The sequence below is a fragment of the Paraburkholderia sp. GAS82 genome, assembly GCF_050436285.1.
Classification (GTDB): Bacteria; Pseudomonadota; Gammaproteobacteria; order Burkholderiales; family Burkholderiaceae; genus Paraburkholderia; species Paraburkholderia phenazinium_B.
In genome coordinates, this window is sequence record NZ_JBNDLX010000011.1 from 275,495 (window position 1) to 299,155 (window position 23,661).

General features: G+C 62.4%; 21 protein-coding genes. 15 read left to right on the forward strand and 6 right to left on the reverse strand.

Going from position 1 to position 23,661, the window contains the following annotated elements; all coding sequences use genetic code 11:
* Nucleotides 1–12 precede the first annotated feature (12 nt).
* The 3 genes from speB to P3T17_RS30645 form a co-directional block, all read right to left on the reverse strand.
* Nucleotides 13–978: an agmatinase gene (gene speB, locus P3T17_RS30635; protein WP_429410323.1), complete on the reverse strand. Its 966-nt coding sequence runs from the start codon at nt 976–978 to the stop codon at nt 13–15.
* A gap of 133 nt (nt 979–1,111) precedes the next feature.
* Nucleotides 1,112–2,599 (reverse strand): aldehyde dehydrogenase, encoded by a 1,488-nt coding sequence (locus tag P3T17_RS30640; protein ID WP_429410325.1) that lies wholly within the window; start codon nt 2,597–2,599, stop codon nt 1,112–1,114.
* 91 nt (nt 2,600–2,690) lie between these two features.
* Nucleotides 2,691–3,242, reverse strand: coding sequence for a cupin domain-containing protein (locus P3T17_RS30645; RefSeq protein ID WP_074268837.1), 552 nt, complete (start codon nt 3,240–3,242; stop codon nt 2,691–2,693).
* Nucleotides 3,243–3,663: 421 nt separating this feature from the next.
* Between P3T17_RS30645 and P3T17_RS30650 the strand changes: the two genes are divergently transcribed.
* From P3T17_RS30650 to P3T17_RS30720, 15 genes are all read left to right on the forward strand, one after another.
* Nucleotides 3,664–3,885, forward strand: a complete 222-nt coding sequence (locus tag P3T17_RS30650; RefSeq protein ID WP_429285803.1) for a hypothetical protein — start codon at nt 3,664–3,666, stop codon at nt 3,883–3,885.
* Nucleotides 3,886–4,188: 303 nt separating this feature from the next.
* Nucleotides 4,189–4,980, forward strand: a complete 792-nt coding sequence (locus P3T17_RS30655) for a gamma-glutamyl-gamma-aminobutyrate hydrolase family protein (RefSeq protein ID WP_429410327.1) — start codon at nt 4,189–4,191, stop codon at nt 4,978–4,980.
* 31 nt (nt 4,981–5,011) lie between these two features.
* Nucleotides 5,012–6,346, forward strand: coding sequence for a glutamine synthetase family protein (locus tag P3T17_RS30660; protein WP_429410329.1), 1,335 nt, complete (start codon nt 5,012–5,014; stop codon nt 6,344–6,346).
* 35 nt (nt 6,347–6,381) lie between these two features.
* Nucleotides 6,382–7,818 carry an aspartate aminotransferase family protein gene (locus tag P3T17_RS30665; RefSeq protein WP_429285805.1) on the forward strand — a complete coding sequence of 479 codons (1,437 nt, stop codon included), beginning with the start codon at nt 6,382–6,384 and terminating at the stop codon, nt 7,816–7,818.
* Between the two features lie 79 nt (nt 7,819–7,897).
* On the forward strand, nt 7,898–9,031 hold the full coding sequence (locus tag P3T17_RS30670; protein ID WP_074268842.1) for a polyamine ABC transporter substrate-binding protein: 1,134 nt from the start codon (nt 7,898–7,900) through the stop codon (nt 9,029–9,031).
* 204 nt (nt 9,032–9,235) lie between these two features.
* Nucleotides 9,236–10,402 carry an ABC transporter ATP-binding protein gene (locus P3T17_RS30675; protein WP_074268843.1) on the forward strand — a complete coding sequence of 389 codons (1,167 nt, stop codon included), beginning with the start codon at nt 9,236–9,238 and terminating at the stop codon, nt 10,400–10,402.
* Entirely contained in the window at nt 10,399–11,355 is a 957-nt protein-coding gene (locus tag P3T17_RS30680; protein ID WP_429410331.1) for an ABC transporter permease subunit, read from the forward strand. Before P3T17_RS30675 ends, P3T17_RS30680 begins: the two co-directional genes overlap by 4 nt.
* Nucleotides 11,352–12,263, forward strand: a complete 912-nt coding sequence (locus P3T17_RS30685) for an ABC transporter permease subunit (protein ID WP_074268845.1) — start codon at nt 11,352–11,354, stop codon at nt 12,261–12,263. Before P3T17_RS30680 ends, P3T17_RS30685 begins: the two co-directional genes overlap by 4 nt.
* 37 nt (nt 12,264–12,300) lie before the next feature.
* Entirely contained in the window at nt 12,301–13,884 is a 1,584-nt protein-coding gene (locus P3T17_RS30690; protein ID WP_429285808.1) for a DUF3138 family protein, read from the forward strand.
* Nucleotides 13,885–13,953: 69 nt separating this feature from the next.
* A complete protein-coding gene (locus tag P3T17_RS30695; RefSeq protein WP_429410333.1) occupies nt 13,954–15,246 on the forward strand; it encodes an NAD(P)/FAD-dependent oxidoreductase in 1,293 nt (430 codons plus the stop codon).
* Nucleotides 15,246–16,550 carry an NAD(P)/FAD-dependent oxidoreductase gene (locus P3T17_RS30700; RefSeq protein ID WP_429410335.1) on the forward strand — a complete coding sequence of 435 codons (1,305 nt, stop codon included), beginning with the start codon at nt 15,246–15,248 and terminating at the stop codon, nt 16,548–16,550. Before P3T17_RS30695 ends, P3T17_RS30700 begins: the two co-directional genes overlap by 1 nt.
* 178 nt (nt 16,551–16,728) lie before the next feature.
* Nucleotides 16,729–17,748 carry a DUF2891 domain-containing protein gene (locus tag P3T17_RS30705; RefSeq protein ID WP_429410337.1) on the forward strand — a complete coding sequence of 340 codons (1,020 nt, stop codon included), beginning with the start codon at nt 16,729–16,731 and terminating at the stop codon, nt 17,746–17,748.
* A 133-nt stretch (nt 17,749–17,881) separates the two neighbouring features.
* Nucleotides 17,882–18,226: a hypothetical protein gene (locus tag P3T17_RS30710; RefSeq protein WP_429410339.1), complete on the forward strand. Its 345-nt coding sequence runs from the start codon at nt 17,882–17,884 to the stop codon at nt 18,224–18,226.
* Nucleotides 18,227–18,366: 140 nt separating this feature from the next.
* Entirely contained in the window at nt 18,367–18,501 is a 135-nt protein-coding gene (locus P3T17_RS30715) for a hypothetical protein (protein ID WP_429285813.1), read from the forward strand.
* 427 nt (nt 18,502–18,928) lie between these two features.
* Nucleotides 18,929–19,165: a hypothetical protein gene (locus tag P3T17_RS30720; protein ID WP_074268851.1), complete on the forward strand. Its 237-nt coding sequence runs from the start codon at nt 18,929–18,931 to the stop codon at nt 19,163–19,165.
* Nucleotides 19,166–19,208: 43 nt separating this feature from the next.
* On the opposite strand, the gene P3T17_RS30725 is transcribed toward P3T17_RS30720, so the two are convergent.
* Genes P3T17_RS30725 through hflC form a run of 3 tightly spaced genes read right to left on the reverse strand, consistent with a single transcriptional unit; the run spans nt 19,209 to nt 23,628 of the window.
* Nucleotides 19,209–21,359: a heavy metal translocating P-type ATPase gene (locus tag P3T17_RS30725; protein ID WP_429410341.1), complete on the reverse strand. Its 2,151-nt coding sequence runs from the start codon at nt 21,357–21,359 to the stop codon at nt 19,209–19,211.
* Nucleotides 21,356–22,558: an SPFH domain-containing protein gene (locus P3T17_RS30730; protein ID WP_429410343.1), complete on the reverse strand. Its 1,203-nt coding sequence runs from the start codon at nt 22,556–22,558 to the stop codon at nt 21,356–21,358. Before P3T17_RS30730 ends, P3T17_RS30725 begins: the two co-directional genes overlap by 4 nt.
* Nucleotides 22,555–23,628 carry a protease modulator HflC gene (gene hflC, locus P3T17_RS30735; RefSeq protein ID WP_429410345.1) on the reverse strand — a complete coding sequence of 358 codons (1,074 nt, stop codon included), beginning with the start codon at nt 23,626–23,628 and terminating at the stop codon, nt 22,555–22,557. Before hflC ends, P3T17_RS30730 begins: the two co-directional genes overlap by 4 nt.
* Nucleotides 23,629–23,661: the final 33 nt, after the last annotated feature.

Below are 23,661 nucleotides of genomic sequence, written 5' to 3' on the forward strand. Positions count from 1 at the left end.
GCCGCTGAAGCATCAACGTGTACCGGCTACCTTGCGCTGCCGCCACAGGCACAACACATCGCACGCAATATGCGCCGCGGCAATCGCGGTGATCTCGCTCTGATCGTAGGCCGGCGCCACTTCCACGACATCGGCGCCAATCAGATTCACACCGGTCAGGCCGCGCACGATCGCCAGCCCTTGCGCCGACGACAGGCCGCCTGCGACCGGCGTGCCCGTACCCGGTGCAAAGGCCGGGTCGAGGCAGTCGATATCGAAGGTCAGATAAGCGGGACGCTCGCCGACAATCGACATGATCCGCTCCACCGCGGCTCGCGTACCGTGCTCGTGCACCCACGCGGCATCGAGGATATTGATGCCCATGAAGTCGTCGTTCCACGTGCGGATGCCGACCTGCACCGAGGTCTGCGGGTCGATCAGGCCGTCCTTGACCGCCTTGTAGAACATTGAGCCGTGATTCAGGCTGTCTGGGCTATCGTCGGCCCAGGTATCGCAGTGTGCGTCGAAGTGGATCAGCGACAGCGGCTTGCCATACTTCTCGGCATGCGCGATCAGCAGCGGATAGGTGATGTAGTGATCGCCACCCAGCGTCAGCATCTTCGCATCCGAGCGCAGGATCGTGCGCGCATGCTCGACGATTGCCGGCTTGATAGTCAGCGGATTGTGCGCGTCGAACCAGCAGTCGCCGTAGTCGGTCACGGCGAGATCGTCGAACGGATTGAAGCCCCACGGGTAAGGGTACAACTCGGACAACTGCACGCTTGCCGCACGCACCGCAGCGGGACCGAGGCGCGCACCGGAGCGAAAGGTGGTCGCCAGATCGAGTGGAACACCCGAAATAGCCACGTCGACACCGTCGAGCTCGCGCGTGTACTTGCGTCGCATGAACGACAGCACGCCCGCATAGGTGTTTTCGATCGAGGAACCGTACAGGGACGGACGGCGGATTGCACCGTCGCCATAGAGAAGTTCAGTCATGGGATGACCTGATAAAACATGCCGGCAACACGCGCGAGGTTTCCCGAGGTTGTACGCGTATCGCCCGGCTTCGGATTCATTGGGAACGCGACGGTGCCGTAATCGCGCACCGCCGCGCTGGCTTGCGAATCCTTTAGCGCAGCCGCACCAGCGTAGACTTCAGCTCGGTGTACTTCTCCAGTGCGTGCAACGACTTGTCGCGGCCGTTGCCCGATTGCTTGTAGCCGCCGAACGGGAAATTCATGTCTCCCCCTTCGTCGTAGCAGTTGACCCATACAGTGCCGGCCCGCAGGCTACGCGCCATTTCGTGAGCGGTGGTCAGATTCGAAGTCCAGACTGCGGCAGCCAGGCCGTATTCACTATTGTTCGCAATCCTGATGGCCTCTTCCGCCGTATCGAACGTGATGACCGACAGCACCGGTCCAAAGATTTCTTCACGTGCAATTTTAGCATCGGCCTGGGTGTCGAAAATGGTCGGCTCGATATAGTAGCCACCGCTCTCCTGCTTCACGCGGCCGCCCCCGAGCAGCAGCTTCGATTCCGCGCGGCCCGCCTCGATATAGCCCAGCACGCGGTCCAGTTGCACCTGGTCGACAATTGCGCCCATCGAGGTCTTCGGGTCCAGCGGATTGCCCGGTGTATAACCGCGTGCAGCGGCGATCAGCTTGTCGAGGAACACGTCCTTGATGTCGCGATGCACGAGCAGGCGCGAACCAGCCGTGCACATCTCGCCCATGTTGTAAAAGATCGCGCCCGCGGCGGCGTTGGCGGCGCGGTCGAGGTCCGCACAGTCCGGCATCACGATGTTGGGCGACTTGCCGCCGAGTTCGAGCCATACGCGCTTCAGATTCGACTGCCCGGCGTACTGCGCGATGAGTTTGCCCACGTTGGTCGAGCCGGTGAAGGCGAGACAATCTACGTCTGGATGCAGCGCGAGCAGCTTGCCCGGTTCACCGGCGCCCGGCACGACATTGAACACGCCCGCCGGAATACCCGCTTCGTGGGCAAGTTGCGCGATACGGATGGCCGTCAGCGGCGACTTCTCGGAGGGCTTCAGCACCACGCTATTGCCGGCCGCCAGCGCCGGGCCGAACTTCCACGACGCCATCAGGATCGGGAAATTCCACGGCACTACCGCTGCCACGACGCCGATCGGCTCACGCGTGACCAGCCCCACCAGATGATGATCGGCCGGGGCCACTTCGCCACCGATCTTGTCGATCGCCTCGGCAAACCATTCGACGCAGTACGCGGCGCCCGGCACGTCCACCGAAGTCGTATCGCCGATCGGCTTGCCGGCGTCGAGCGTTTCGAGCAGCGACAGCTCGTCGAGGTGCTCGCGCATCAAGCCGGCCCAACGCAGCAGGACAGCTTTGCGCTGGCGCGGATTCAGCCCGGACCATACATGCGAATCGAAGGCGCGGCGCGCCGCCGCAACCGCCGCGTCGACATCGTCCGCCGCGCTATCGGCCACCTTGACGAGCAGCTTGCCGTCGATCGGGCTCAGGCAATCGAAGGTGCGCCCGTTCGCGGCATGGCGATATTCGCCGTCGATAAACGCGCGGCCTTCGATCGAAAGCGTTGCGGCCTTGTCCTGCCAGTAAGCCAGAGTCTTTTCCATCAGGATGCCTCAATGTTATGCGTTCGACGTCCAGCGTGAGAGCCGCCCTCGCAGCCATCACGAGCGTCGCAACGACGTTGACGCGGAAAGTCTAGAAGCTCGGTGGCGAATTCGCCGAGACGATTTCGCAGACGTGTTCCGCGCTGGGATTGCGAAAACGGTGCGGCAAGCGGCTTTCGAAGTAGTAGCTGTCACCGGGGTCGAGCAGCCACGTAGCGCCGTCCACGGTCAACTCGATCTGACCGCTGACGATCACCCCGCCCTCGTGTCCGGTGTGCACGAGCATCTCCGGTCCGGTGTCCGAAAGCGGTTGATAGACTTCGCGCAAGATGCCCATGTTGCGGTCTTTCACACCCGCACCGGCGAGATAGAACTCGATCGACTCGTTGCCGAGATTCGGCATGTCGGCGCGGCGCGACACCACGGAGCGGTCAGCTTCCACTTCGAACGTGAAGAATTCGGCGAGGCTCATCGGTATGCACTCGAGCAGCTTCTTGAGCGACCCGACTGAGGGACTCACGCGATTTTGTTCGATCAACGAAATAGTTCCGTTAGTGACGCCCGCCCGTTTGGCCAGCTCGCGCTGAGACAGGCCATTCTTCTTACGGATGTACTGCAGGCGGGACGCAACTTCGATGGACATCGCTGCACTCTCAGAGTGGATGAACCCGTGTAAGGAATCAGCAGGATCGCGTCGGGTCTGCGCGAGTGTTGAATATTCTAATCACTTTAAGGCTGCCGCTGCTGGGGAAAACCCTTTGATGCATTCGAAATACCGGCTATTGCAATACGCATACCCAACCCGCGGGTTTTGGCCTATTGCCTCGGGTAAGCCCTGATAAATCTTTTATAAAAATGATTTGACGGCAATATTGGCTCGTATATGCTGGTTCACAGGCGGTCGTCATGCCAACGTCACAGATCCTCCAGCGAGTGTTTTGCGACGAAGCGAAGCAGTTTCGCTGCGGCACCAGGCGATCAACCCGCGTCACGTTTCTTTAAACGCCCTGTGCGTTTCTGAACGAGGCGTTCAATACTTTCAACGTCGCTAGTCGAGTGTAATCGTGAGAGTCCGAGGCCCTTTGGTTAGGTGGGAACGCAGTCAGGCGAGATGTCTTCGTCCTGAAGGCACCATCGCCGACGGCAGCAACGGCAGCCTTGCGTTTCGCCGCTTTCTGTCCGTCTTCACGATCCTGTCCCGCCGTTCTGTCCGACGCCACAATTCCGTCTCTGCGCGCGCTTTCATCGCCGTACGCACCGACGAAGTCGCTTCCCTGCTGCCCTAGCGCCTCTCTATTTACCGTTCGGTTCACCTGTTTGCCTGAGCGTATGCGTGTGCCTTTACCGGCGCCAGCGCTTGTGCGTGCATCGTTTCGTCTGTTGTCTGCGCATTCGTATCCGTTGCGCCAGGTAATGGGCTGAACCGAACGGCTTTCCTGATAGCAATGCGCGGCATGGTCCGCTAACGACCTCCGCCTGCACTTCCGGTGGCTTTGCGCCCTGCGCACGGCTGCGGAATCGTGCCGCGCCTGTTTTAACGTTGTTCGCGCCGCGTCCCGCGGGGAATAAACACGTCCATTCATTTAGTCATGCGAACCAGACCCCTGGTCGGCATTAGCGCCGACAGAACGATGACGGGAGTGCACCCGTCGCACACGGTCGGCGAGAAATATATCGCCGCTGTCGTCGACGGCTCACACGCGCTGGCGATGCTGCTGCCCGCGCTCGGCAACCGTCAGGCCGCTGCCGAGATTCTGGCGACGGTCGACGGCTTGCTGTTTACCGGCAGCTATTCGAATGTCGAGCCGCACCATTACGGTGGCGAGCCCAGCGTACCGGGCACGCTGCACGATGCTGCACGCGACGCGACGACGCTGCCGCTCCTCGCCGCAGCGATCGACGCCGGTGTGCCGGTCCTCGCCGTCTGTCGCGGCTTTCAGGAAATGAATGTGGTGTTCGGCGGGACGCTGCATCAAAGCGTTCACGCGGTGGCAGGTTTAAACGACCACCGTGAGAACAAGGAAGACGAACTGGACGTGCAATACGCACCGTCGCATTCCATCGCGCTGACCGAGGGCGGCCTGCTGCAGCGCCTTGCAGCGGGAGCGAATGAGGCACGTGTGAATTCCTTGCACGGACAAGGCGTCGAGCGGCTAGGCAACGGCCTCGTGGCCGAAGCCACTGCGCCGGACGGACTGATCGAGGCGGTGAGCGTCAGGAATGCGCGTGCCTTCGCTTTGGGTGTGCAGTGGCACCCCGAGTGGAAGCACGCGAACGACGCGCTGTCCACCGCGATCTTCCGGGCGTTCGGCGATGCATGCCGCGATCGAATGCGCACCAGGGCCGGCCATGGCGCGGCATCCGCCGCCACGCACGCCTGAGCTGGTCCGCGCAAAAACTGAGAGAACAATCATGCAAGACATCGACGAATTTCTGAAGCAACACCGCATCACCGAGATCGAAGCAATCATTCCCGACATGGCCGGGATCGCGCGCGGCAAGATCATTCCGCGCAGCAAGTTCGAATCCGGGGAATCCATGCGCCTGCCGCAAGCGGTGATGATCCAGACCGTCACAGGGGACTATCCGGAGGACGGTTCACTGACCGGCGTCACCGATCCCGACATGGTCTGCGTTCCCGACGCTTCGACCATCCGCCTGATTCCGTGGGCAGTCGATCCCACCGCGCAGGTGATTCACGACTGCGTGCACTTCGACGGCACACCGGTCGCCATCTCGCCGCGCCGGGTACTGCGCCAGGTGCTTGAACTGTACAAGGCCCGCGGCTGGAAGCCGGTTATTGCGCCGGAACTCGAGTTCTACCTGGTCGACATGAACAAGGATCCGGATCTGCCGCTGCAACCGCCGATCGGCCGGACCGGCCGTCCGGAGACGGGCCGCCAGGCGTACTCGATCGAAGCGGTCAACGAATTCGATCCGCTGTTCGAAGACATCTATGAGTATTGCGACATTCAGGAGCTCGAAGTCGACACGCTGATCCACGAGGTCGGCGCGGCGCAGATGGAAATCAACTTCATGCACGGCGACCCGCTCAAGCTCGCGGACAGCGTGTTTCTGTTCAAGCGCACGGTGCGCGAGGCCGCGCTGCGTCACAAGATGTATGCGACGTTCATGGCCAAGCCGATGGAAAGCGAGCCGGGTTCGGCGATGCACATGCATCAGAGCCTCGTCGACGAGGAGAGCGGGCACAACCTGTTCACTGGCCCCGACGGCAAGCCCACGCAACTATTCGACGGCTATATCGCCGGCCTGCAGAAATACACGCCCGCGTTGATGCCGATTTTCGCACCGTACATCAACTCCTACCGCCGCTTGTCGCGTTTTATGGCGGCTCCGATCAACGTGGCGTGGGGCTACGACAACCGCACGGTGGGCTTCCGGATTCCGCATTCGGGGCCGGCTGCACGGCGCATTGAAAACCGCATTCCAGGCGTGGATTGCAATCCCTACCTCGCCATTGCCGCAACGCTTGCGGCCGGCTACCTCGGCATGACGCAAAATCTGCGGCCTACCGAGCCGCTGATCAGCGACGGCTACGAACTGCCCTATCAATTGCCGCGCAATCTCGAAGAGGGCCTGACGCTGATGGGCGGGTGCGAACCGATCGCCGAAGTGCTCGGCGAGAAATTCGTCAAGGCCTATCTGGCATTGAAGGAAACCGAGTATGAAGCGTTTTTCCGCGTGATCAGTTCGTGGGAACGCCGGCACCTGCTGCTGCACGTTTAAGACGTGCGTAAGCCAAGAGAACAACTGGAGGCAACATGAGCTACAGAACAGAAGAAGTCGCGTACGTGCAACCGGCCCAGCCGGCGGCGTTCGCGCAGGTATCGCAACAACGCAGCACTGCTGAGTATCGCGCGCTCGACGCGGCACACCATATTCACCCGTTTTCGGACATGGGTTCGCTCAACAAGGCCGGCAGCCGCGTGATCGTCAAGGCCAAGGGCGTGTATGTATGGGATTCCGAAGGCAACCAGATCATCGACGGTATGGCGGGTCTGTGGTGCGTGAACGTCGGCTACGGCCGCAAGGAACTCGCCGACGCCGCCTACCGGCAGATGCTGGAGCTGCCCTACTACAACACCTTCTTCAAGACCACGCATCCGCCGGTGATCGAACTGTCGGCGCTGCTCGCGGAACTGGCGCCGGCTCCGTTCAATCACTTCTTCTATTGCAACAGCGGTTCGGAAGGCAACGACACCGTGCTGCGCATCGTCCATCAGTTCTGGGCCACGCAGGGCAAGCACGCGAAGAGGTACGTGATTTCGCGCAAGAACGGCTATCACGGTTCGACAATCGCCGGCGGCACGCTCGGCGGCATGGGCTACATGCATGAGCAGATGCCGTCGAAAGTCGAGAACATCGTTCACATCGACCAGCCGTATTATTTCGGCGAAGCCGAGGGCAATCTCACGCCGGAAGAATTCGGTCTCGCCCGCGCACAGCAGCTGGAAGCCAGGATCCTCGAGATCGGCGCGGAGAACGTCGCCGCGTTTATCGGTGAGCCTTTCCAGGGGGCGGGGGGCGTGATTTTCCCGCCGTCGACTTACTGGCCGGAAATCCAGCGCATCTGCCGCAAGTACGACATCCTGCTGGTGGCAGATGAAGTGATCGGCGGTTTCGGGCGCACCGGTGAATGGTTCGCACATCAGCACTTCGAGTTCGAGCCCGACCTCATCACGCTCGCCAAGGGCTTGACGAGCGGCTATGTGCCGATGGGCGCGGTCGGCCTGCATGACCGCGTCGCCAAAGTCATTGTCGAAAACGGCGACTTCAATCACGGCCTCACCTACTCGGGCCATCCGGTTGCGGCAGCGGTGGCGGTCGCCAACCTGAAGCTCTTGCGCGACGAGAAAATCGTCGAGCGCGTCAAGACCGACACCGGTCCGTACTTCCAGAAGCAGTTGCGCGAGGCCTTCGCGAACCATCCGATCGTCGGCGATATCTCCGGCGCTGGGCTGGTAGCCGGTCTGCAACTCGCGCAGGAGCCTAAAACGCGCAAGCGTTTTGCCAATGGAGGTGAAGTCGGCACCATCTGCCGCGACTTCTGCTTCAACGGCAACCTGATCATGCGCGCTAGCGGCGACCGGATGCTGCTGTCGCCACCGCTCGTGATCACGAAGCAGGAAATCGACGAGATCGTGTCGAAGGCGAAAAAAGCCATCGACGCGACCGCACAACAACTCGGAATTTCGTAACGGCAGTTCTTTTCCGGCCCGGGCGCAACAACCATGACACGCGCCCATGCCGGGATTCTAACTTCAAGGGAAAAACGCCATGAGCGCTAGTCATACTGGACGTCATCTTCGACATGCGGTTGCGGGGGCCGCGCTTCTCGCCGTCACGAGCTTTACTGCGCTGTCGGTCTCACCGGCGCTTGCGGCCGACACGGAACTGAACGTGTACAACTGGTCGGACTACATCGCCAAAGACACGATTCCGAACTTCGAGAAGCAGGACGGCATCCACGTGAAGTACGACAACTACGACAGCGACGATACCTTGCAGGCCAAGCTGCTCGCAGGCAGCTCGGGCTACGACATCGTGGTGCCGACGTCCAACTACATGGCCAAACAGATTCAGGCCGGCGTCTACCAGAAGCTGGATAAATCCAAGCTGCCGAACCTGGCGAACCTCGACCCGGTTCTGATGAAGATGATTACCGACGCCGACCCCGGCAACCAGTACGGCGTGCCCTGGGCATACGGCACCGACGGCATAGGCTATAACCTGCAAGCCGTACAGAAGGCACTCGGCGCCGATGCGCCGGTGGATAGCTGGTCGCTGGTGTTCGATCCGGCCAACCTCTCCAAGCTGAAGGGCTGCGGCGTGTCGTTCCTCGACCAGGCTGTCGACGTGTTCGCTGCCGTGCTGCAATACATGCACAAGGATCCGAACAGCACGAACCCGGCTGACTATCAGGCCGCCTTCGAAGTGCTGAAGAAAGTCCGCCCGTATATCACCCAGTTCAACTCCTCCGGTTACATCAACGACCTCGCTAACAACGACATCTGCGTCGCCGTGGCGTGGTCGGGCGACGTCGGCATCGCCAGCCGCCGTGCCGCTGAAGCGAAGCGCTCGTACACGGTCAAGTTTTCCAACGTCAAGGAAGGCGGCCTGCTGTGGTTCGACGTGATGGTGATCCCGAAGGATGCGCCGCACGCTGAAGCCGCACTGAAGTGGATCAACTACATCGAAGATCCGAAGGTCAACGCCGCGATCACCAACGAAGTCTTCTACCCGACCGCCAACAAGGCTGCACGTCAGTTCGTGACGCCGGGCGTCGCTCAGGACACCACTGTTTATCCGGGTGACGACGTATTGAGCAAGATGACGCTGATGAAGCCGATGCCGAGCGACATTCTGCGCCTCGAAAACCGTCTTTGGGCTCAGCTCAAAACCGGCCACTAATCTTTAGACACCGCATATCAGCGGATATAACCGCGGAGCAGGGATCGCTCGATCCCTCTCCGCCTGAATCAGGCAATAAGGCAGTCAGCCTGCGCCTTGCAAGCGCAGTCCCATGTTTCCCGATCGCAGCAGACCTTTGTGAGCCGCCCCGCGCGCCCCACACGGGGACGCTTACGCCCGCGATCCGCAAGGAATGGTTACGCCATGAACTCGACGACCTCAAATAGCGCCGCCCAGGCGGCGCGTAATGCTGCAAAAGCCGCGGTTACGACTAAAAGCAAGTCCGACGAATTTGTCCGCATCGAAAACGTCGTAAAGAAATTCGGCGACAGCACCGCTGTCGATAACGTCAATCTGACCATCGCGAAGAATGAACTCTTCGCACTGCTCGGCAGCTCGGGCTGCGGCAAGTCCACGCTCCTGCGCATGCTCGCCGGGCTGGAAACGGCCACCTCGGGACGCATCTTCGTCGACGGCGAAGATCTCGCGGCGATGCCGCCGTACAAGCGCCCGGTCAACATGATGTTCCAGTCGTATGCGTTGTTCCCCCATATGAGCGTGGAGTCGAACATCGCCTTCGGCCTCAAGCAGGAAGGCACGCCGAAGAACGAAATCAAGGAACGCGTTGCCGATGCGCTGCATCTCGTGCAGATGAGCCGGTTCGCAGGCCGCAAGCCGCACCAGCTTTCGGGTGGCCAGCAGCAGCGTGTGGCGCTGGCCCGCTCGCTCGTCAAGCGTCCCAAGCTGCTGCTGCTCGACGAGCCGATGTCCGCGCTCGACAAGAAGATCCGCCAGAAGACCCAGCTCGAGCTGGTCAACATCATCGAGAAGGTCGACGTGACCTGCGTGATGGTGACCCACGATCAGGAAGAAGCGATGACCATGGCCGGGCGCCTCGCCGTGATGAGCGAAGGCCGCATCGTGCAGATTGGTACGCCCTCCCAGGTTTATGAGTTTCCGAACAGCCGCTTCTCGGCCGAGTTTATCGGCACGACCAACATGTTCGAAGGCGTGGTGGTGGAGGACGAGCCCGATCACATCTTCGTCGAAAGCGAGGATCTCGAAGCACGCATGTATGTGAGCCACGGCATCACGGGTCCGCTCGGCATGCCGGTGGGCATCTCGGTACGCCCGGAGCGCGTCAGGGTTTCGCTCGAGAAGCCGGGCACGCCGCACAACTGGGCTCGTGGAGTCGTCTCGGATGTCGCTTACATGGGCAGCTATTCGCTGTATCACGTACGCCTGCCGAGCGGCAAGACCGTGGTGTCGAACCTGTCCAGCTCGCACCTGATGAGCGAAGGGGCGCCCGCCTATAACGACGACGTGTTCGTCCATTGGTCGCCGGCGAGCGGCGTGGTGGTGACGCAATGACACCATCCGTCTCCACCTCCTCCGTGGCGCCCGGCACCCTCACCCGGCTGCTGAAGCGCCTGAGCGCCCTGCTTCCGTCGGGCCGCACAACGGTGATCGGCGTACCGTTCATCTGGCTAACGCTGTTCTTCGCACTGCCCTTCGTGCTGGTACTGAAGATCAGTTTCGCCGATCTGCGCCTGAGCATTCCACCGTACTCCGACCTCGTCAGCATGAAAGACGGTGTCGTGCATCTGGCGATCCAGCTCGGTCACTACGCGTTTCTGCTGCAGGACGACCTGTATATCGCGACCTACATCAGTTCCCTGAAGATGGCGGCCATCTCGACCTTCTTCTGCCTGCTGATCGGCTATCCGATCGCGTACTACATTGCGCGTTCGGAGCCGGCCAAACGCAATCTGCTGATGATGGGCGTGATGCTGCCTTTCTGGACCTCGTTCCTGATCCGCGTCTATGCATGGATAGGCATCCTGAAGGACGACGGCCTGCTCAATCACACGCTGATGGCGATCGGCATGATCCACTCGCCGCTGCGGCTATACCACACCGATATCGGGGTCTATATCGGCATGGTCTATTCGTATCTGCCGTTCATGGTGATGCCGCTGTATGCGCACCTGGTGAAGATGGACCTGACGCTGCTCGAAGCCGCCTACGACCTCGGCGCCAAGCCGTGGACCGCCTTCACGCGCATCACGTTGCCGCTGTCGAAGAACGGCATCATCGCCGGCAGTCTGCTGGTGTTCATCCCCGCAGTGGGCGAATACGTGATCCCCGAACTGCTCGGTGGCGCAGACACCCTGATGATCGGCCGCGTGATGTGGGACGAGTTCTTCAACGATATGGACTGGCCGATGGCGTCCGCCGTCACGGTCGCGATGGTTCTGCTGCTGCTCGTGCCGATGGCCGTCTTCCAGTACTACCAGGTCAAGGAACTGGAGGGCGCGAAATGATCCGGCCGAACAGAAAGCTTTCCAACACCGTCCTGACGCTCGGGTTCCTGTTCCTTTATATCCCGATCATCAGCCTCGTCGTGTACTCGTTCAACGAGTCGAAGCTCGTCACCGTGTGGTCCGGCTTTTCGCTGAAATGGTACGGGGCGCTGCTGCAGGACGACGAGTTGCTCAGCGCGGCGTGGCTGTCGCTGAAGATCGGGCTGTTGACGGCATGCGCCTCGGTCGTGATCGGCACGTGGGCGGGTTTCGTACTCGCGCGCTTCGGGCGCTTTCGCGGCTTCACGATGTTCGCCGGGATGATCAACGCGCCACTCGTGATTCCTGAAGTGATTCAGGGCATCTCGCTGCTGCTGCTGTTCGTCGCGCTCGAACAGATGCTCGGCTGGCCAAAGGGCCGTGGCCTGTTCACGATCTGGATCGGCCACGTGATGTTGTGTGTCTCCTACGTCGCAATCATCGTGCAGTCACGCGTCAAGGAGCTGAACAAGTCGCTCGAGGAAGCCGCGCTCGATCTCGGCGCAACGCCGTTCAAGGTGTTCTTCCTGATCACGCTGCCGCTGATCTCGCAGGCGCTGATGTCCGGCTGGCTGCTGTCGTTCACGCTCTCGTTCGACGACCTGGTGCTGTCCGCGTTCCTTTCCGGTCCCGGTTCCACCACGCTGCCGCTCGTCGTGTTCTCGCGAGTACGTCTCGGTCTGAATCCGGAAATGAATGCGCTCGCAACGATCTTCATCACGGTTGTAACGATCGGTGTGATTGCAGTGAACCGCTGGATGCAGATTCGCGAACGCAAGCGCACCCGCGATATGCAAATGGCGTTTGCCGTTGCCGAAGCCGCCGATGCAGCAACCGTTACCCCTCAACCCGCCGCCGTGCGCAAGTCGCTCGGTACCGTCCGAGTTTAAGCAGTTCCTGGCAATACGACCAACAAGGAGAATGTGCATGAGAAAGAAACTCATCTGCCTGCTAGTGGCGGGGAGTCTGCCTGGCGTTGCCATGGCGGACGCCACCAGCGATGAGATCAAGGCGCTTCAGGCCCAGCTGAACGCCTTGCAAAAAGAAGTGAAGCAATTGCGCTCGGAGGTCGCAGCCAAACCCAAGGCGGTAGCCGCCGCACCGGCGCCAGCGCCGGCCGCGGCACCTGCCGTGGCCGCAGCCCCGGTGGACATTTCGTCGCCTGACTACGGCAAGTCGCAAGCGACGCTGACCAACGACCAGGTCGACTCGATGAAGCAGCAGATCGCCAACCAGCAGCTGAAGGTCGATTCGCTGGTGGATGCGCAGAACACCGGTCCGATCGCAGGTCTCTCGATCACCGGCTATATCGATCCGACCTATGTCTATAACCGCGCGCCAGGCACCTCGTCGTTCCTGTTCGCGAACCACGAAAGCAGCTACAACTACTTCAACAGCACGTTCGGCGATCTTTACCTCGACATCAAGAAGACTTTCGGTGTCGGCCCGATGGCGCCGTCGGCCGAAATCACGCTGATGCCGAACCGCGGCAACGGCATTACGCTGCTGCAGAACGAGCACGGTACGATCAGCGACAACATCCTGAACACGGCAGTCGTGACGGTACCGGTGACGGCGACGACGACCTTCGTGGCCGGCTTGATGCCGAGCTTCGGCGGCTATGAAGTGCAGCAGTCGAACCAGATGACCACGCTCACGCACAACCTGCTGTATGACTTCTCGGATCCGGGCAGCTATGTTGGCGTAGGTGTGAACTACACGGGCGACGGCAGCAACTGGGCGTGGAAATTCATGCTGGGCAACGAACAGTACCGCACGTATGGTTCCGTGGTGCAGACGGGCACCAACGCGTTGGGCGATCCGATCACCAGCAGCAACAAGATCCCCACTTTCACGGCACGGGTCGACTACACGTGGTCTAGCGCGCTGGATCTGGGCGGCTCGTTCAACATCGGCCGGCAAACGCTCGCCTCCGGACTCGACTCCAACGGCAATCCGGTGTACGGCGTGGGCGGTGCAGCGCCAAGCGCCTTTGGCACTTTCTTCTTCGCTGAAGCCGATGCCGCTTACACGCTCGCGGACGTCCAGTACAACGCCGAGCTCGACTACGGTCAGCAACAGAACGCTGCATTCAACGGCGGCCAGGCGCAGTGGTACGGCATCTCGCTGCTCGCGCACCGCAAGTTCACTTTGCCGACGGTGGGCCGCATGGGTGTGACGGCGCGTTACGACCTGCTCGCCGACACCAAGAACGGCGGCGGCGGCGGTGGCATCGCGCTGAACTCGAACGGTATGGACACGGCAGACGGTTTTGGCATCGGTGCAAGCTGCCTCGCGAATTCGAAGGCGAACGGTGGCCTGGGCTTCGAGTGCAAGGGCGCCGTCCACCAGGACGTCGCACTGGACCTGCTGTTCTATCCGACCCAGCAGATCACGGTGAAGGTGGAATACCGGCACGACTGGGCCACCCAGGATACGTTCCTGCGCAACGATGGCTCTTATAGCAAGTCCAACGACATGCTGGCCACGCAGTTCATCTACGCGTTCTAACCTGTACCGCCGAAGCGCGATTGCCTGCCTCGAGGTGTCGCGCCTCGGCCCTTATTGTGTTTTCTGCCTATGCTCCGGTTCTCGAACCAGCCCCATGCCGCGTCGTACTACGCCGCGACGCTCAACGATACGACCCGTCATGCCCCGCTCGACGGCACATTGAAGGTGGATGTCTGCGTGATCGGCGCCGGCCTCACCGGCATCTCGACCGCGCTCAACCTCGCGGAACGCGGCTATTCCGTTGCGGTGCTCGAAGCCTCGAAAGTCGGTTGGGCGGCGAGCGGGCGCAATGGCGGCCAGTTGATCGGCGGCTTTGCGTGCGATATGGATACGTTCGCGAAGCACATGCCCGCCGAAGACGTCAAACGTATGTGGGAGATGGGACTCGAGACGCTGGATATCGTCAGGGATCGCGTCGCCAGACATCAGATCGACTGCGATCTCAAGTTCGGCTATTTTCATGCGGCGAACAAACCGCGCGATGCCGCAGCGCTAAGGCAATGGCGCGATGAAGCACACACGCGCTTCGGTTACGACCGTTTCCGTTACATCGAGCAAGACGGCCTGAGCCACTACGTGCAGTCGACACGCTATCTGGGCGGCCTGTTCGATCCGGACAGCGGCCATTTGCATCCGCTCAATTACACGCTTGGCCTCGCGCGTGCGGCGTGCGCAGCGGGCGTGCAGATTTTCGAAGACAGTTGCGTGACGCAGATGCGTAGCGAGGGCAATGGACATGTGATCGAAACCGCTCATGGCGAGGTGCAGGCGCAATTCGTTGCGCTCGCCTGCAACACCTGGCTGGGTGCGCTGGCACCTGAGCTCGCGCGCAAGATCATGCCGGTCGGCACGTATGTGATTGCCACCGAGCCGCTCGACCCCGCGCGTGCGCGGGCCTTGATGCCGGCGCAAGCCGCCATCTGCGATAGCCGGTTCGTGCTCGACTACTTCCGCCCCGCGCCGGATCACCGCGTGTTGTGGGGCGGCAAGGTCAGTTATTCGACCTTTGCGCCGCGCGATCTGGGCGAAGCAATGCGGCGCGATATGCTGAAGACTTTCCCGCAACTGGCCGACGTCAAGGTCGACTATGCGTGGGGCGGTTTCGTCGATATCACGATGAACCGCGCGCCGCATTTCGGACGCCTCTCGCCCACTGTGTACTTCGCGCAAGGCTTCTCCGGTCACGGCGTCAATACCACGGGACTGGCAGGCAAGCTGATCGCCGAGGCGATCGACGGCCAGGCCTCGCGTTTCGACCTGTTCGGCAAGATTCGCCACCGCGATTTTCCGGGTGGCGCTACACTGCGCACCCCTGCCCTCGTGCTCGCGATGGCCTGGTACCGAATGAAGGACCTGCTTTGATGGCTGACAGTCTCGACCGCCGTGCGGATGCACTGATCCGCGACTCCTATTACGAAGCGAGCGCCGTGCGCCCATTCGCGGATGATCCGATGCTCGATGCCGCACTCGAAGCCGACGTCTGCGTGATCGGCGCGGGTTTTGCCGGGCTCTCGGTTGCGCTCGAGTGCCGGGCGCGCGGCATATCGGTGATCGTGCTCGATGCGCACCGTCCCGGCTGGGGTGCGTCGGGGCGCAATGGCGGACAGACGCTGGTGGGTTTCGCCAAAGACGAGATCATCGAAAGGCAGCTCGGGCTCGATGGGGCACGCGCGGCCTGGGCAATGTCCGTGGAAGGCGTGGCGCTGGTGCGCGAGCGCATCGAACGGTATGGGATCGATTGCGATTTCACACCGGGCTATCTGACCGTCGCGACCAAACCGAAGCGCGTGCCCGATCTGCGCTCGTGGATGGACGATGCTTCGTCGCGCTGGGGCTATACGAAGCTTTCGTGGATCGACACCGACGAGATCCGCGCCCGCGTCGCATCGGAGCGTTATCTGGCCGGCGTCTATGATCCGTTCTCCGGGCATCTGCATCCGCTGAAATATTGCCTGGGTCTTGCCGAAGCGGCGCGGCGCGAAGGGGCGTTGCTGTTCGCGCATTCGCCGGTGGTTGAAGTGGTGCGCGGCGAACGGCCGGTCGTGCGGACTGCGACTGGTGAAGTGCGTTGCCGCTTTGTCGCTGCGTGCGGCAACGCGACCATCGGCAATGTGCTGCCCGCGGCGGTCGCGGCGCGGATCGCGCCGATCGCGTCGTATATCGTCGCCACCGAGCGGCTCGGGCAAGCGCGTGCGTCCGCCTTGATCGCCAGACGGGAAGCCGTGTGCGACAACAATTTCTTCCTCGACTACTTCCGCATCTCGGCAGATCACCGTGTGCTGTTCGGCGGCCGCGCCAGTTCGACGGGTGCGTCGCCTGCGCAATTGTCCGAGCAGATTCGCAAGCGGATGGTGGACGTGTTTCCGCAAGTGGCCGATGCGCGGGTCGAATATGCTTGGGGCGGCTTCGTGGATGTCACGCGCAATCGCGCGCCGGATTTCGGCTCGATCGATCCGAATTACTTCTATGTGCAGGGATTTTCCGGGCATGGCGTGGCGTTGACCGGGATTGCCGGGCGCGTCATTGCTCAGGCCATTGCCGGTGAGACAGCGGCATTCGATCTGTTCGCCGGGCTGCGTCATACGCGCTTTCCGGGTGGGCCGGCGTTGCGCGGACCGGCGCTTGAGCTTGGGATGCTGTATCACCGGATTCGCGAACTGCTGTAGCTGTCACTCGGCAAAACGGACCCGCGCCCCCATTGGCGCGGGTCGCCTCGCTCGAACTGAAGAACCGGAACGGCGTGATCAAGGCACAATGACGTACCGCACTACTGCTGTTGACCGTCAACACCGTGCTGATGTATCTCTTCATATTCCGCTTCCGACCCGCTACAGGCGAGACGCCATGACTGCCCAACTCACCCCCGCTATCGCATCCAGATTCGCCAATCTGGCGCTGGATCACCTCACCCGCGAGTATCCGAACAAGCTGACGCATTCGCTTGAAGGTCCGCAAGACGTCCAGGGACCACGCGCACTGCACCCGATCTTCTACGGCAGCTACGACTGGCATTCCTGCGTGCACGGCTACTGGCTTATCCTCCATCTGCTCGAACGCTTTCCCGGATTGCCCGAGGCAGCGCGCATCGTCGCCGTCGTCGACGAGCATTTCACCGAAGCCAATGTAGCCGGCGAGCGCGCCTATCTCGACCTGCCGCAAAATCGCGGCTTCGAGCGGCCGTACGGCTGGGGCTGGCTGCTGGCGTTATCCGCACAGATCGACGCGCTGAAGCTGCGCAAGCATCCCCACGCCGCGCGCTGGAGCGAAACCTTCGCACCGCTAACCGAAGTCTTTATCGAACGCTTTGAAGAGTTTCTGCCCAAGGCCACCTATCCGCTACGCGTGGGCACGCATTTCAACATGGCGTTTGCGCTCGCCCTGACGCTCGACTTCGCACGGCAAACCTCACATGAATCGCTGGCGGCGCTGGTGATCGAAACCGCGCGCCGCTGGTATCTGGATGACGTCGCGTGTCAGGCGTGGGAACCGGCGGGAGATGAATTCCTCTCGCCGTCGTTGATGGAAGCCGAGTTGATGCGGCGCGTGCTGCCGGGCGCGCAATTCGCCACATGGTTCGACGCATTTCTACCGGAGCTCGCCGCGCAAAAACCGGCCACCCTGTTCGAACCGGTCACCGTGACCGATCGCAGCGACGGCAAGATCGCTCACCTCGACGGCCTCAATCTGAGCCGCGCATGGTGTCAGCGCTCGATCGCCCGCGCGCTGCCGGACGACGACGCGCGTCGCACGCTGCTCAACGAAGCGGCCGAGCGGCATCTGGACAGCGCGCTCGCGCATGTGGCCGGCGACTACATGGGAGAGCACTGGCTCGCAACCTTTGCGACGCTCGCGCTCGAAGCGTAATGAGTGCCTTGGCTCCGGCGCACTGACACACCCCCCTCACGACCCACGTCCACTGTTTCTGTAAACGGTGGACACAATTGTTCTGGAACTTGGCGAGCGCGTTTCTTTCTTAAGAGAATCGAGGGAGACAATCATGCTTCGCCTAATTGCGGCGCTCGGGGTGGTGGCAGTTCTGGCCGGCTGCGCCGTCGCGCCAGGTTACGGATATCCGTACTACGACGGGCCGGCCTACCCGGACTACGGACAAGCCTACTATCCCGACTACGGTTATGGGTACGGCTATGGATACGCACCGGCCTACGGTTCGGTCAGCATCTGGGGTGGCGGCGGCGGTTGCTGTTACTACGGGCATGGCGGCCGGTACTGGCATGGCGGCGGCGGCTGGCACGGTGGCGGTGGCTGGCATGGTGGCGGTGGCCACGGCGGTGGCGGCGGTAACTGGCACGGTGGCGGCGGCGGACACGGTCAGGGGCATTGAGCCGTTCGGCCCCTCTTGCTTCGGCCGGCCATGAAGCCGGCCGGTCAGGTTTTTGCAATTCCTTAACATTAACGTTCCACAACTGGGGCTAAGATAGCGGGCCGTTCACCAACAAGGTCGATCTGACCCAGGAAAACCCCATGAAGAAAATTTTGCTTGCCATCACGCTCGCCGCCGTCACTATTGGCGTCATCGCTCCGGCTTCCGCCGAGGAACACCATCCGGTGTGCCACAAAGTAAAGGTTCATGGCCACTGGCAAAAGCGCTGCCACTAAGGCGCTGCCTGAGCCGCGGCTGACGCCGGGGCTTGCTGCCGCCGGAAACTACAGCGGCTGCGCAAACCCGGCAGCAAAGAAAAAAATGGCCGCAGATTGCTCTGCGGCCATTCCATATGCGCGGCTTCACTTCACCACGTTCTCATCAGTGTGCGCCCAATCTGGCGCGGCCCCGTTAATCATCCCCGTAATCAGAATTAGCAACACTTAGTTACGTTTGGTTACAGTCTAGGCGTTTTGGGAAAGCTTTCTATCATGGTTTTCCTTAGTATCCCCGCGACCCGCCACAGCCCGGCCGCAACCGCCCGTAGCGCTTTCCTGGCGCTTCATGCAGCTTGCCATCCTGCCAATTTGAGCTAGAGTTTTAATTAGACAAAACAACAAAAAGCTGGCGCAGACCAGGTACAAACCACCGCGGGGGCGGAAGATGCTTACACTAATCGATCAGGACATCGCGCATATCACGCGCGTCATGAAGCCATCGGTGTGCGGGGATTTCGGCGGATGCATCCTGCCACCGGACTACTGGCGCAAGCGTCTGTTCAGACTGCTCGACGCCCATCACGTCACCAAACCCCAACTCTGCTCAATCGACGACTTGCTGTTGCAACTCGATGAGCTCGATGCGGCCATCAGGCACGGCAAGGTGACCGCGGATACGTAGCTCCATCGCTTTACTGCAGTCCCGCTCAACCCGTCGCTGCGCTTCAATGCGGCGCGGCGGCGGCGTGCGCGTCATTCACATGCGTGTCCCGGCTCGGCTTCGATGCGGAATCCTCGTCGATCCGCAGCAGCCGTCCCGCGTTCGCGATCACGATGAACGTGCCGACGTTGTGCAGGACCGCCACCCACACCGCTCCTAGCAAACCGAGCGCAGCAAGCGCCATGATCTCGACAGTCCACAGCAATCCGATCGCCGCATTGATGCTGGCGGTTCGGCGGCAGCGCCGGCCAAGCCGGATGCAGGTGGGGATGCGGCGCAGATCGTCGCCGAGCAGCACGATGTCGGCAGAGGCCACCGCGATATCGATCCCGCGTTCGCCCATCGCGATGCTGGTCGCGCCAGCCTTGATCGCCAGCACGTCGTTCAGGCCGTCGCCGACCACGAGCGGATGATGGCCCGCTTCGAGTTCGTGCATCACGTAGTCGAGCTTGTCGTGCGGCAGCGCTTGGGAGACGACCGTCTCGATGCCGACCTCGGCGGCCACCTTGCGCGCCACGGCATCGCGATCGCCCGTCAGCAGGGTTTGGCGCACGAGGCCAAGCTCGCGCAGTTCGGCGAGCGCACCGGCGGCTTCGGCGCGCAAGGCATCGGCGAAGCCGAACCAGGCGAGCAGCTTACCGTTGAGCGCGAGGCCGACGCACGGGCCGTCGATGGAATCGGGCGCCGGTTGCAAGGCTGTTACGTGGTCGCGCAGTAATTCCGCGCGACCGAGCACGGCGGTGCCGTCCGGCGTTTCCGCGACGACCCCGAGGCCGCGCAATTCGCGGGTGCGCTCGAACGGCGTGGCGTCGTGCCCGGTGGCTGATGTGGCTGAAGTCGCTGACGCGGATGATGTGGGCGATGTAGCCGACGCAGTAGACGCGTCCAACGCCGCATACCGCGTCAACGCCCGGCTCACCGGATGTGCACTTCCAGCCCCCAGCCGCGCCGCCAGCGCAACAGCCTCCGCTCGCACCACGCCGGGCTGCGCGAACACATCCGCCAGGCGCAGTTCTCCATGCGTGAGCGTGCCCGTCTTGTCGATCACCAGCGAATCGATCTCGGCAATCCGGTCGAGAAATGCGGCGTTCCTGAACAACACGCCGTGCCGCGCACCCACCGCGATCCCAGCAATCGCCGTGGAAGGCGCGGCCAGCACCAGCGCGCACGGACATGCAGCGACGATCACCGCCAGCATCGCCGACGCATTGGCCGACGCGAACCAGACAATCGCCGCGATCAGCAGCACCAGCGCCAGATAACCGCCCATGTAGCGTTCGAGCACCTGGGTGATCGGCGGCTTCACCTGTTCTGCGCGTTGCAGCAGTTCGATGATTTTGCCGAGCGTCGAGTGCTCGCCCGCATGGGTCACTTCGATGCGCAGCGGGCCGTCGAGATTCAACGCGCCACCGAACACCGCGGCGCCTTCATCCACATCGAGCGGCAACGACTCGCCGGTGATCGGCCCGTTGTCGACGCTCGAGCGGCCGCGCCGCACCAGGCCATCGGCGGGAATCCGCGAACCGGCGGCCACCTCCACCATATCGCCGGCGCGGATCGCCTCGTAAGCCACTTCTTCGATCGTGCCATCGGTCCTGACGCGCCGGACATTGCCCGACGTTAGCCGGCCAAGCGCGCGGATCGCCTCTTGCGAACCCAGCACGCTGCGCTCTTCGAGCGCATGTCCGAAGGTCATGACGATCGGCAGCAAGGCCGCGGTCGTCATGTCGCCGGTCGCCCACGCTGCCAGCATGGCGAGCGCAATCAGCCGGTCGGTGACGCCATGCAGACTCGGCGACTTCAGGCTGTACCAGGCGCCCGTGAATACTGGCCCCGCCACCAGCAGCGACGAGAGTCCCGCCAATACTTCGGCGAGCTGCGCGCCGCCGGGTGCGAAGTAGCGCCATGCCATCGACAGCAGCAACAGGCCGCCCGCCAGCAAAGCAAGCGCGATCTGCCGCGTGACGATGCTCCGTTCTGTAGCTGAGAGCGCGATGCCCGGTCCATCGTCATCGTGCGAATGAGCGGCGTGCGGGTCGTGGTCGTGGCTATGGCCGTGTTCATGCCCGGCGCCGTCAGCGCCATGGGCACCATGCGCCACATCACCCGCCCCACCGGGCGCAGCACGCTCAACCGGATCGATATGAGCGCTCATTGAATTTTCCCCGGCAGCACCAGACTCGACGCATCGTGCGGATCGATCGTCGTCACGCGTCCAGCTTTCGACAGGATCTGCTGGATCCGGTCGCGGTACGCACGCGCCAGCAAGCCCGGATCGCTGTTCGCGTCGAGCGGCGTTTCGAGTTGCAGGATCGTGGTGGTTTCAGCCTGCGCCGTCGCGACACGCTCGCTGGCGCTCGCCTGCGCGCTCTGCAGAATCTGATCCGCTGACTGCTGCGCGCCCTGGCGGATGTTCTCAGCCGTCGTGCGCGCATCGGCGATATTGCGGTCGGCGGTCTGCAGCGAGGTGAGCACCGAGTTGAACGCATCGACCGCCGTTGCCGGAAACTGCGCCTGCACGTCCATGCGCGCTACCTCGATACCGAGACCTGTATGCGCAGCCGCGAGCGCATTCAAATGGCGCTGCACCGCCTGCGCCATGTCGCCGCGCAACTGCTCGCGCTTGACCGCCATCTGCTGGTCGGACGACAGCAGTTCGGGACGCGCCACCAGAATCGAATCGAGGTCGCGCCCCGCCGTCACTTCGACCACCGCCGCTGCAACCACACGCTGTAACGCCGATTCGAGGCGCTCTTTTTGCAGCACGTAGGCGTACGGATCGACGACGCGGTAGTAGAGCGTCGCGCTCAGTTGCACGACGCCTTCGTCGCCGGTCAGCACATAGCCTGAGCCGGCCAGCGCATCGGGCAACGTCGGGCCGGCGTTATCGGGCGAGCCGGCGTCGGAGTCGGGCGAGGCAGAGCCGAGCGATGTAGCCTCTGATGGGATTCCTAACGAATTGGCCTCACCAGGCGGCAGCGGCATCGTCTGACTGGATTGAGCCGATTGACTGGATTGCGTCGTAGCAACCGGATCCGCAGCGCGAGCGCGCGGGTCGCGATCAAGCGAACTGATGCGCTGTTCCAGCACACGCGCGCTGCCGGGAATCAGCAGCACGGTTTCGAACGGTTGCGGCATCGCCACCAGCAACCCCGCGTCCTGTGTGCGCACGAAGGCGCCGAAACGCATCACGACAGCCCGGCTATCCGCGGGAATACGGCGGATATTCGAAGTGGCCCACACCCCTGCCGCGAGTAGCGCAATCACCACCACGAACCAGAACGCAAGACGTACGGCTTGTGCGCCGGGTCCGAGCGACGGTGTTGGCGACGACGTCTCCGTGGCGGTACTCATGGGGTGTGCTTGCCCTTCTTCGACGGCGCAGGAGCTTGCGCTTGCGTCTGCGTCTGCTCGGCTTGCGTCACACCGAGTCCTGCGGGACCCTGCACGAGCACATTGAACGGCGCGGCGTCGGTGCGCAGGATCAGGTTCGTATTGGTGTTGACCACGCCGTTCAGCGTATCGAGCGAACGCAGCATCGTATAGAGATGCGGGTTGCCCGCATAACTCTTGCCGTAGATCGCCGCCGCATCCTGGCGCGACTGCGCCTCGATCTGCGCAGCCTTGACGTTGGCATCGGCAATGGCAATGCGCGCATCGCGATCCGCATCGGAACGAATCTGCGCGGCTTGCCGTTTGCCATCCGCGGTGCGTTGCGCAGCCACTGTTTCACGCTCGGCCCGCATGCGCTCGACAGTCGCCGAGAGCGTCACCGCGGGCAACGTCAGTTGCTCCAGTCCGACCTGCACTACATGCACGCCATACGCCTGATAGAGCTGCGAATCGACCTGACGGCGCAGTTCATCTTCGAACGCAGCGATTCGCACCTGGCCCGGATTGGTGTTCACGAGCGAAGCGAGATCGAAGTCAGCCGAGGTGGTCTGCAACGCGGAGCCGAGCAGCGAACGAATCTGCCGCGCCGCCTCATCAGGTTCGTTGCGCACGGCACGCACAAAACGGCCGACGTCGCTCGCGTTGGCCGGCACACGCCACGCCACATAGGCTTGCACGATGATGCGCAAGCCATCGCGTGTGCCGACATCCTGCAGGCCACTCGAGGTCGTATGCAGACGCAGGTCGACCGGCACGGCGGCTTCGATCGGCGCCGGCAAACGCCACGCGAGGCCGGGTTCGAGCAGCACTCGAACCGGTTCGCCGAAGCGCGTCACCACGGTAGCCTGACCCGCCTGGACCTGAATGAAGCTCGCGACCGCAAACGCGATCACGACGCACAGCGCCGCCAGCGCCACACGCCAGTAGAAACCGGGGCCGCCGGTTGCCGCACCGCCGTGGCCGTGCGCATCACCGCCGTGGTGGTGATGCGCGTGACCATGCGCGTGCGCATGCGAATGATTCAAACTCACAATATCCCCCGAAGCCGTCTGTCCGATGCCACG

Coding starts and splice junctions, on each gene's coding strand:
- P3T17_RS30660 (WP_429410329.1), top strand. CDS start 5,012: ATGCAAGACATCGACGAATTTCTGAAGCAACACCGCATCACCGAGATC.
- P3T17_RS30715 (WP_429285813.1), top strand. CDS start 18,367: ATGAAGAAAATTTTGCTTGCCATCACGCTCGCCGCCGTCACTATTGGC.
- speB (WP_429410323.1), bottom strand. CDS start 978: ATGACTGAACTTCTCTATGGCGACGGTGCAATCCGCCGTCCGTCCCTG.
- P3T17_RS30645 (WP_074268837.1), bottom strand. CDS start 3,242: ATGTCCATCGAAGTTGCGTCCCGCCTGCAGTACATCCGTAAGAAGAAT.
- P3T17_RS30680 (WP_429410331.1), top strand. CDS start 10,399: ATGACACCATCCGTCTCCACCTCCTCCGTGGCGCCCGGCACCCTCACC.
- P3T17_RS30720 (WP_074268851.1), top strand. CDS start 18,929: ATGCTTACACTAATCGATCAGGACATCGCGCATATCACGCGCGTCATG.
- P3T17_RS30700 (WP_429410335.1), top strand. CDS start 15,246: ATGGCTGACAGTCTCGACCGCCGTGCGGATGCACTGATCCGCGACTCC.
- P3T17_RS30665 (WP_429285805.1), top strand. CDS start 6,382: ATGAGCTACAGAACAGAAGAAGTCGCGTACGTGCAACCGGCCCAGCCG.
- P3T17_RS30655 (WP_429410327.1), top strand. CDS start 4,189: ATGCGAACCAGACCCCTGGTCGGCATTAGCGCCGACAGAACGATGACG.
- P3T17_RS30685 (WP_074268845.1), top strand. CDS start 11,352: ATGATCCGGCCGAACAGAAAGCTTTCCAACACCGTCCTGACGCTCGGG.
- P3T17_RS30670 (WP_074268842.1), top strand. CDS start 7,898: ATGAGCGCTAGTCATACTGGACGTCATCTTCGACATGCGGTTGCGGGG.
- P3T17_RS30695 (WP_429410333.1), top strand. CDS start 13,954: ATGCTCCGGTTCTCGAACCAGCCCCATGCCGCGTCGTACTACGCCGCG.
- P3T17_RS30725 (WP_429410341.1), bottom strand. CDS start 21,359: ATGAGCGCTCATATCGATCCGGTTGAGCGTGCTGCGCCCGGTGGGGCG.
- P3T17_RS30675 (WP_074268843.1), top strand. CDS start 9,236: ATGAACTCGACGACCTCAAATAGCGCCGCCCAGGCGGCGCGTAATGCT.
- P3T17_RS30730 (WP_429410343.1), bottom strand. CDS start 22,558: ATGAGTACCGCCACGGAGACGTCGTCGCCAACACCGTCGCTCGGACCC.
- P3T17_RS30705 (WP_429410337.1), top strand. CDS start 16,729: ATGACTGCCCAACTCACCCCCGCTATCGCATCCAGATTCGCCAATCTG.
- P3T17_RS30640 (WP_429410325.1), bottom strand. CDS start 2,599: ATGGAAAAGACTCTGGCTTACTGGCAGGACAAGGCCGCAACGCTTTCG.
- P3T17_RS30710 (WP_429410339.1), top strand. CDS start 17,882: ATGCTTCGCCTAATTGCGGCGCTCGGGGTGGTGGCAGTTCTGGCCGGC.
- P3T17_RS30690 (WP_429285808.1), top strand. CDS start 12,301: ATGAGAAAGAAACTCATCTGCCTGCTAGTGGCGGGGAGTCTGCCTGGC.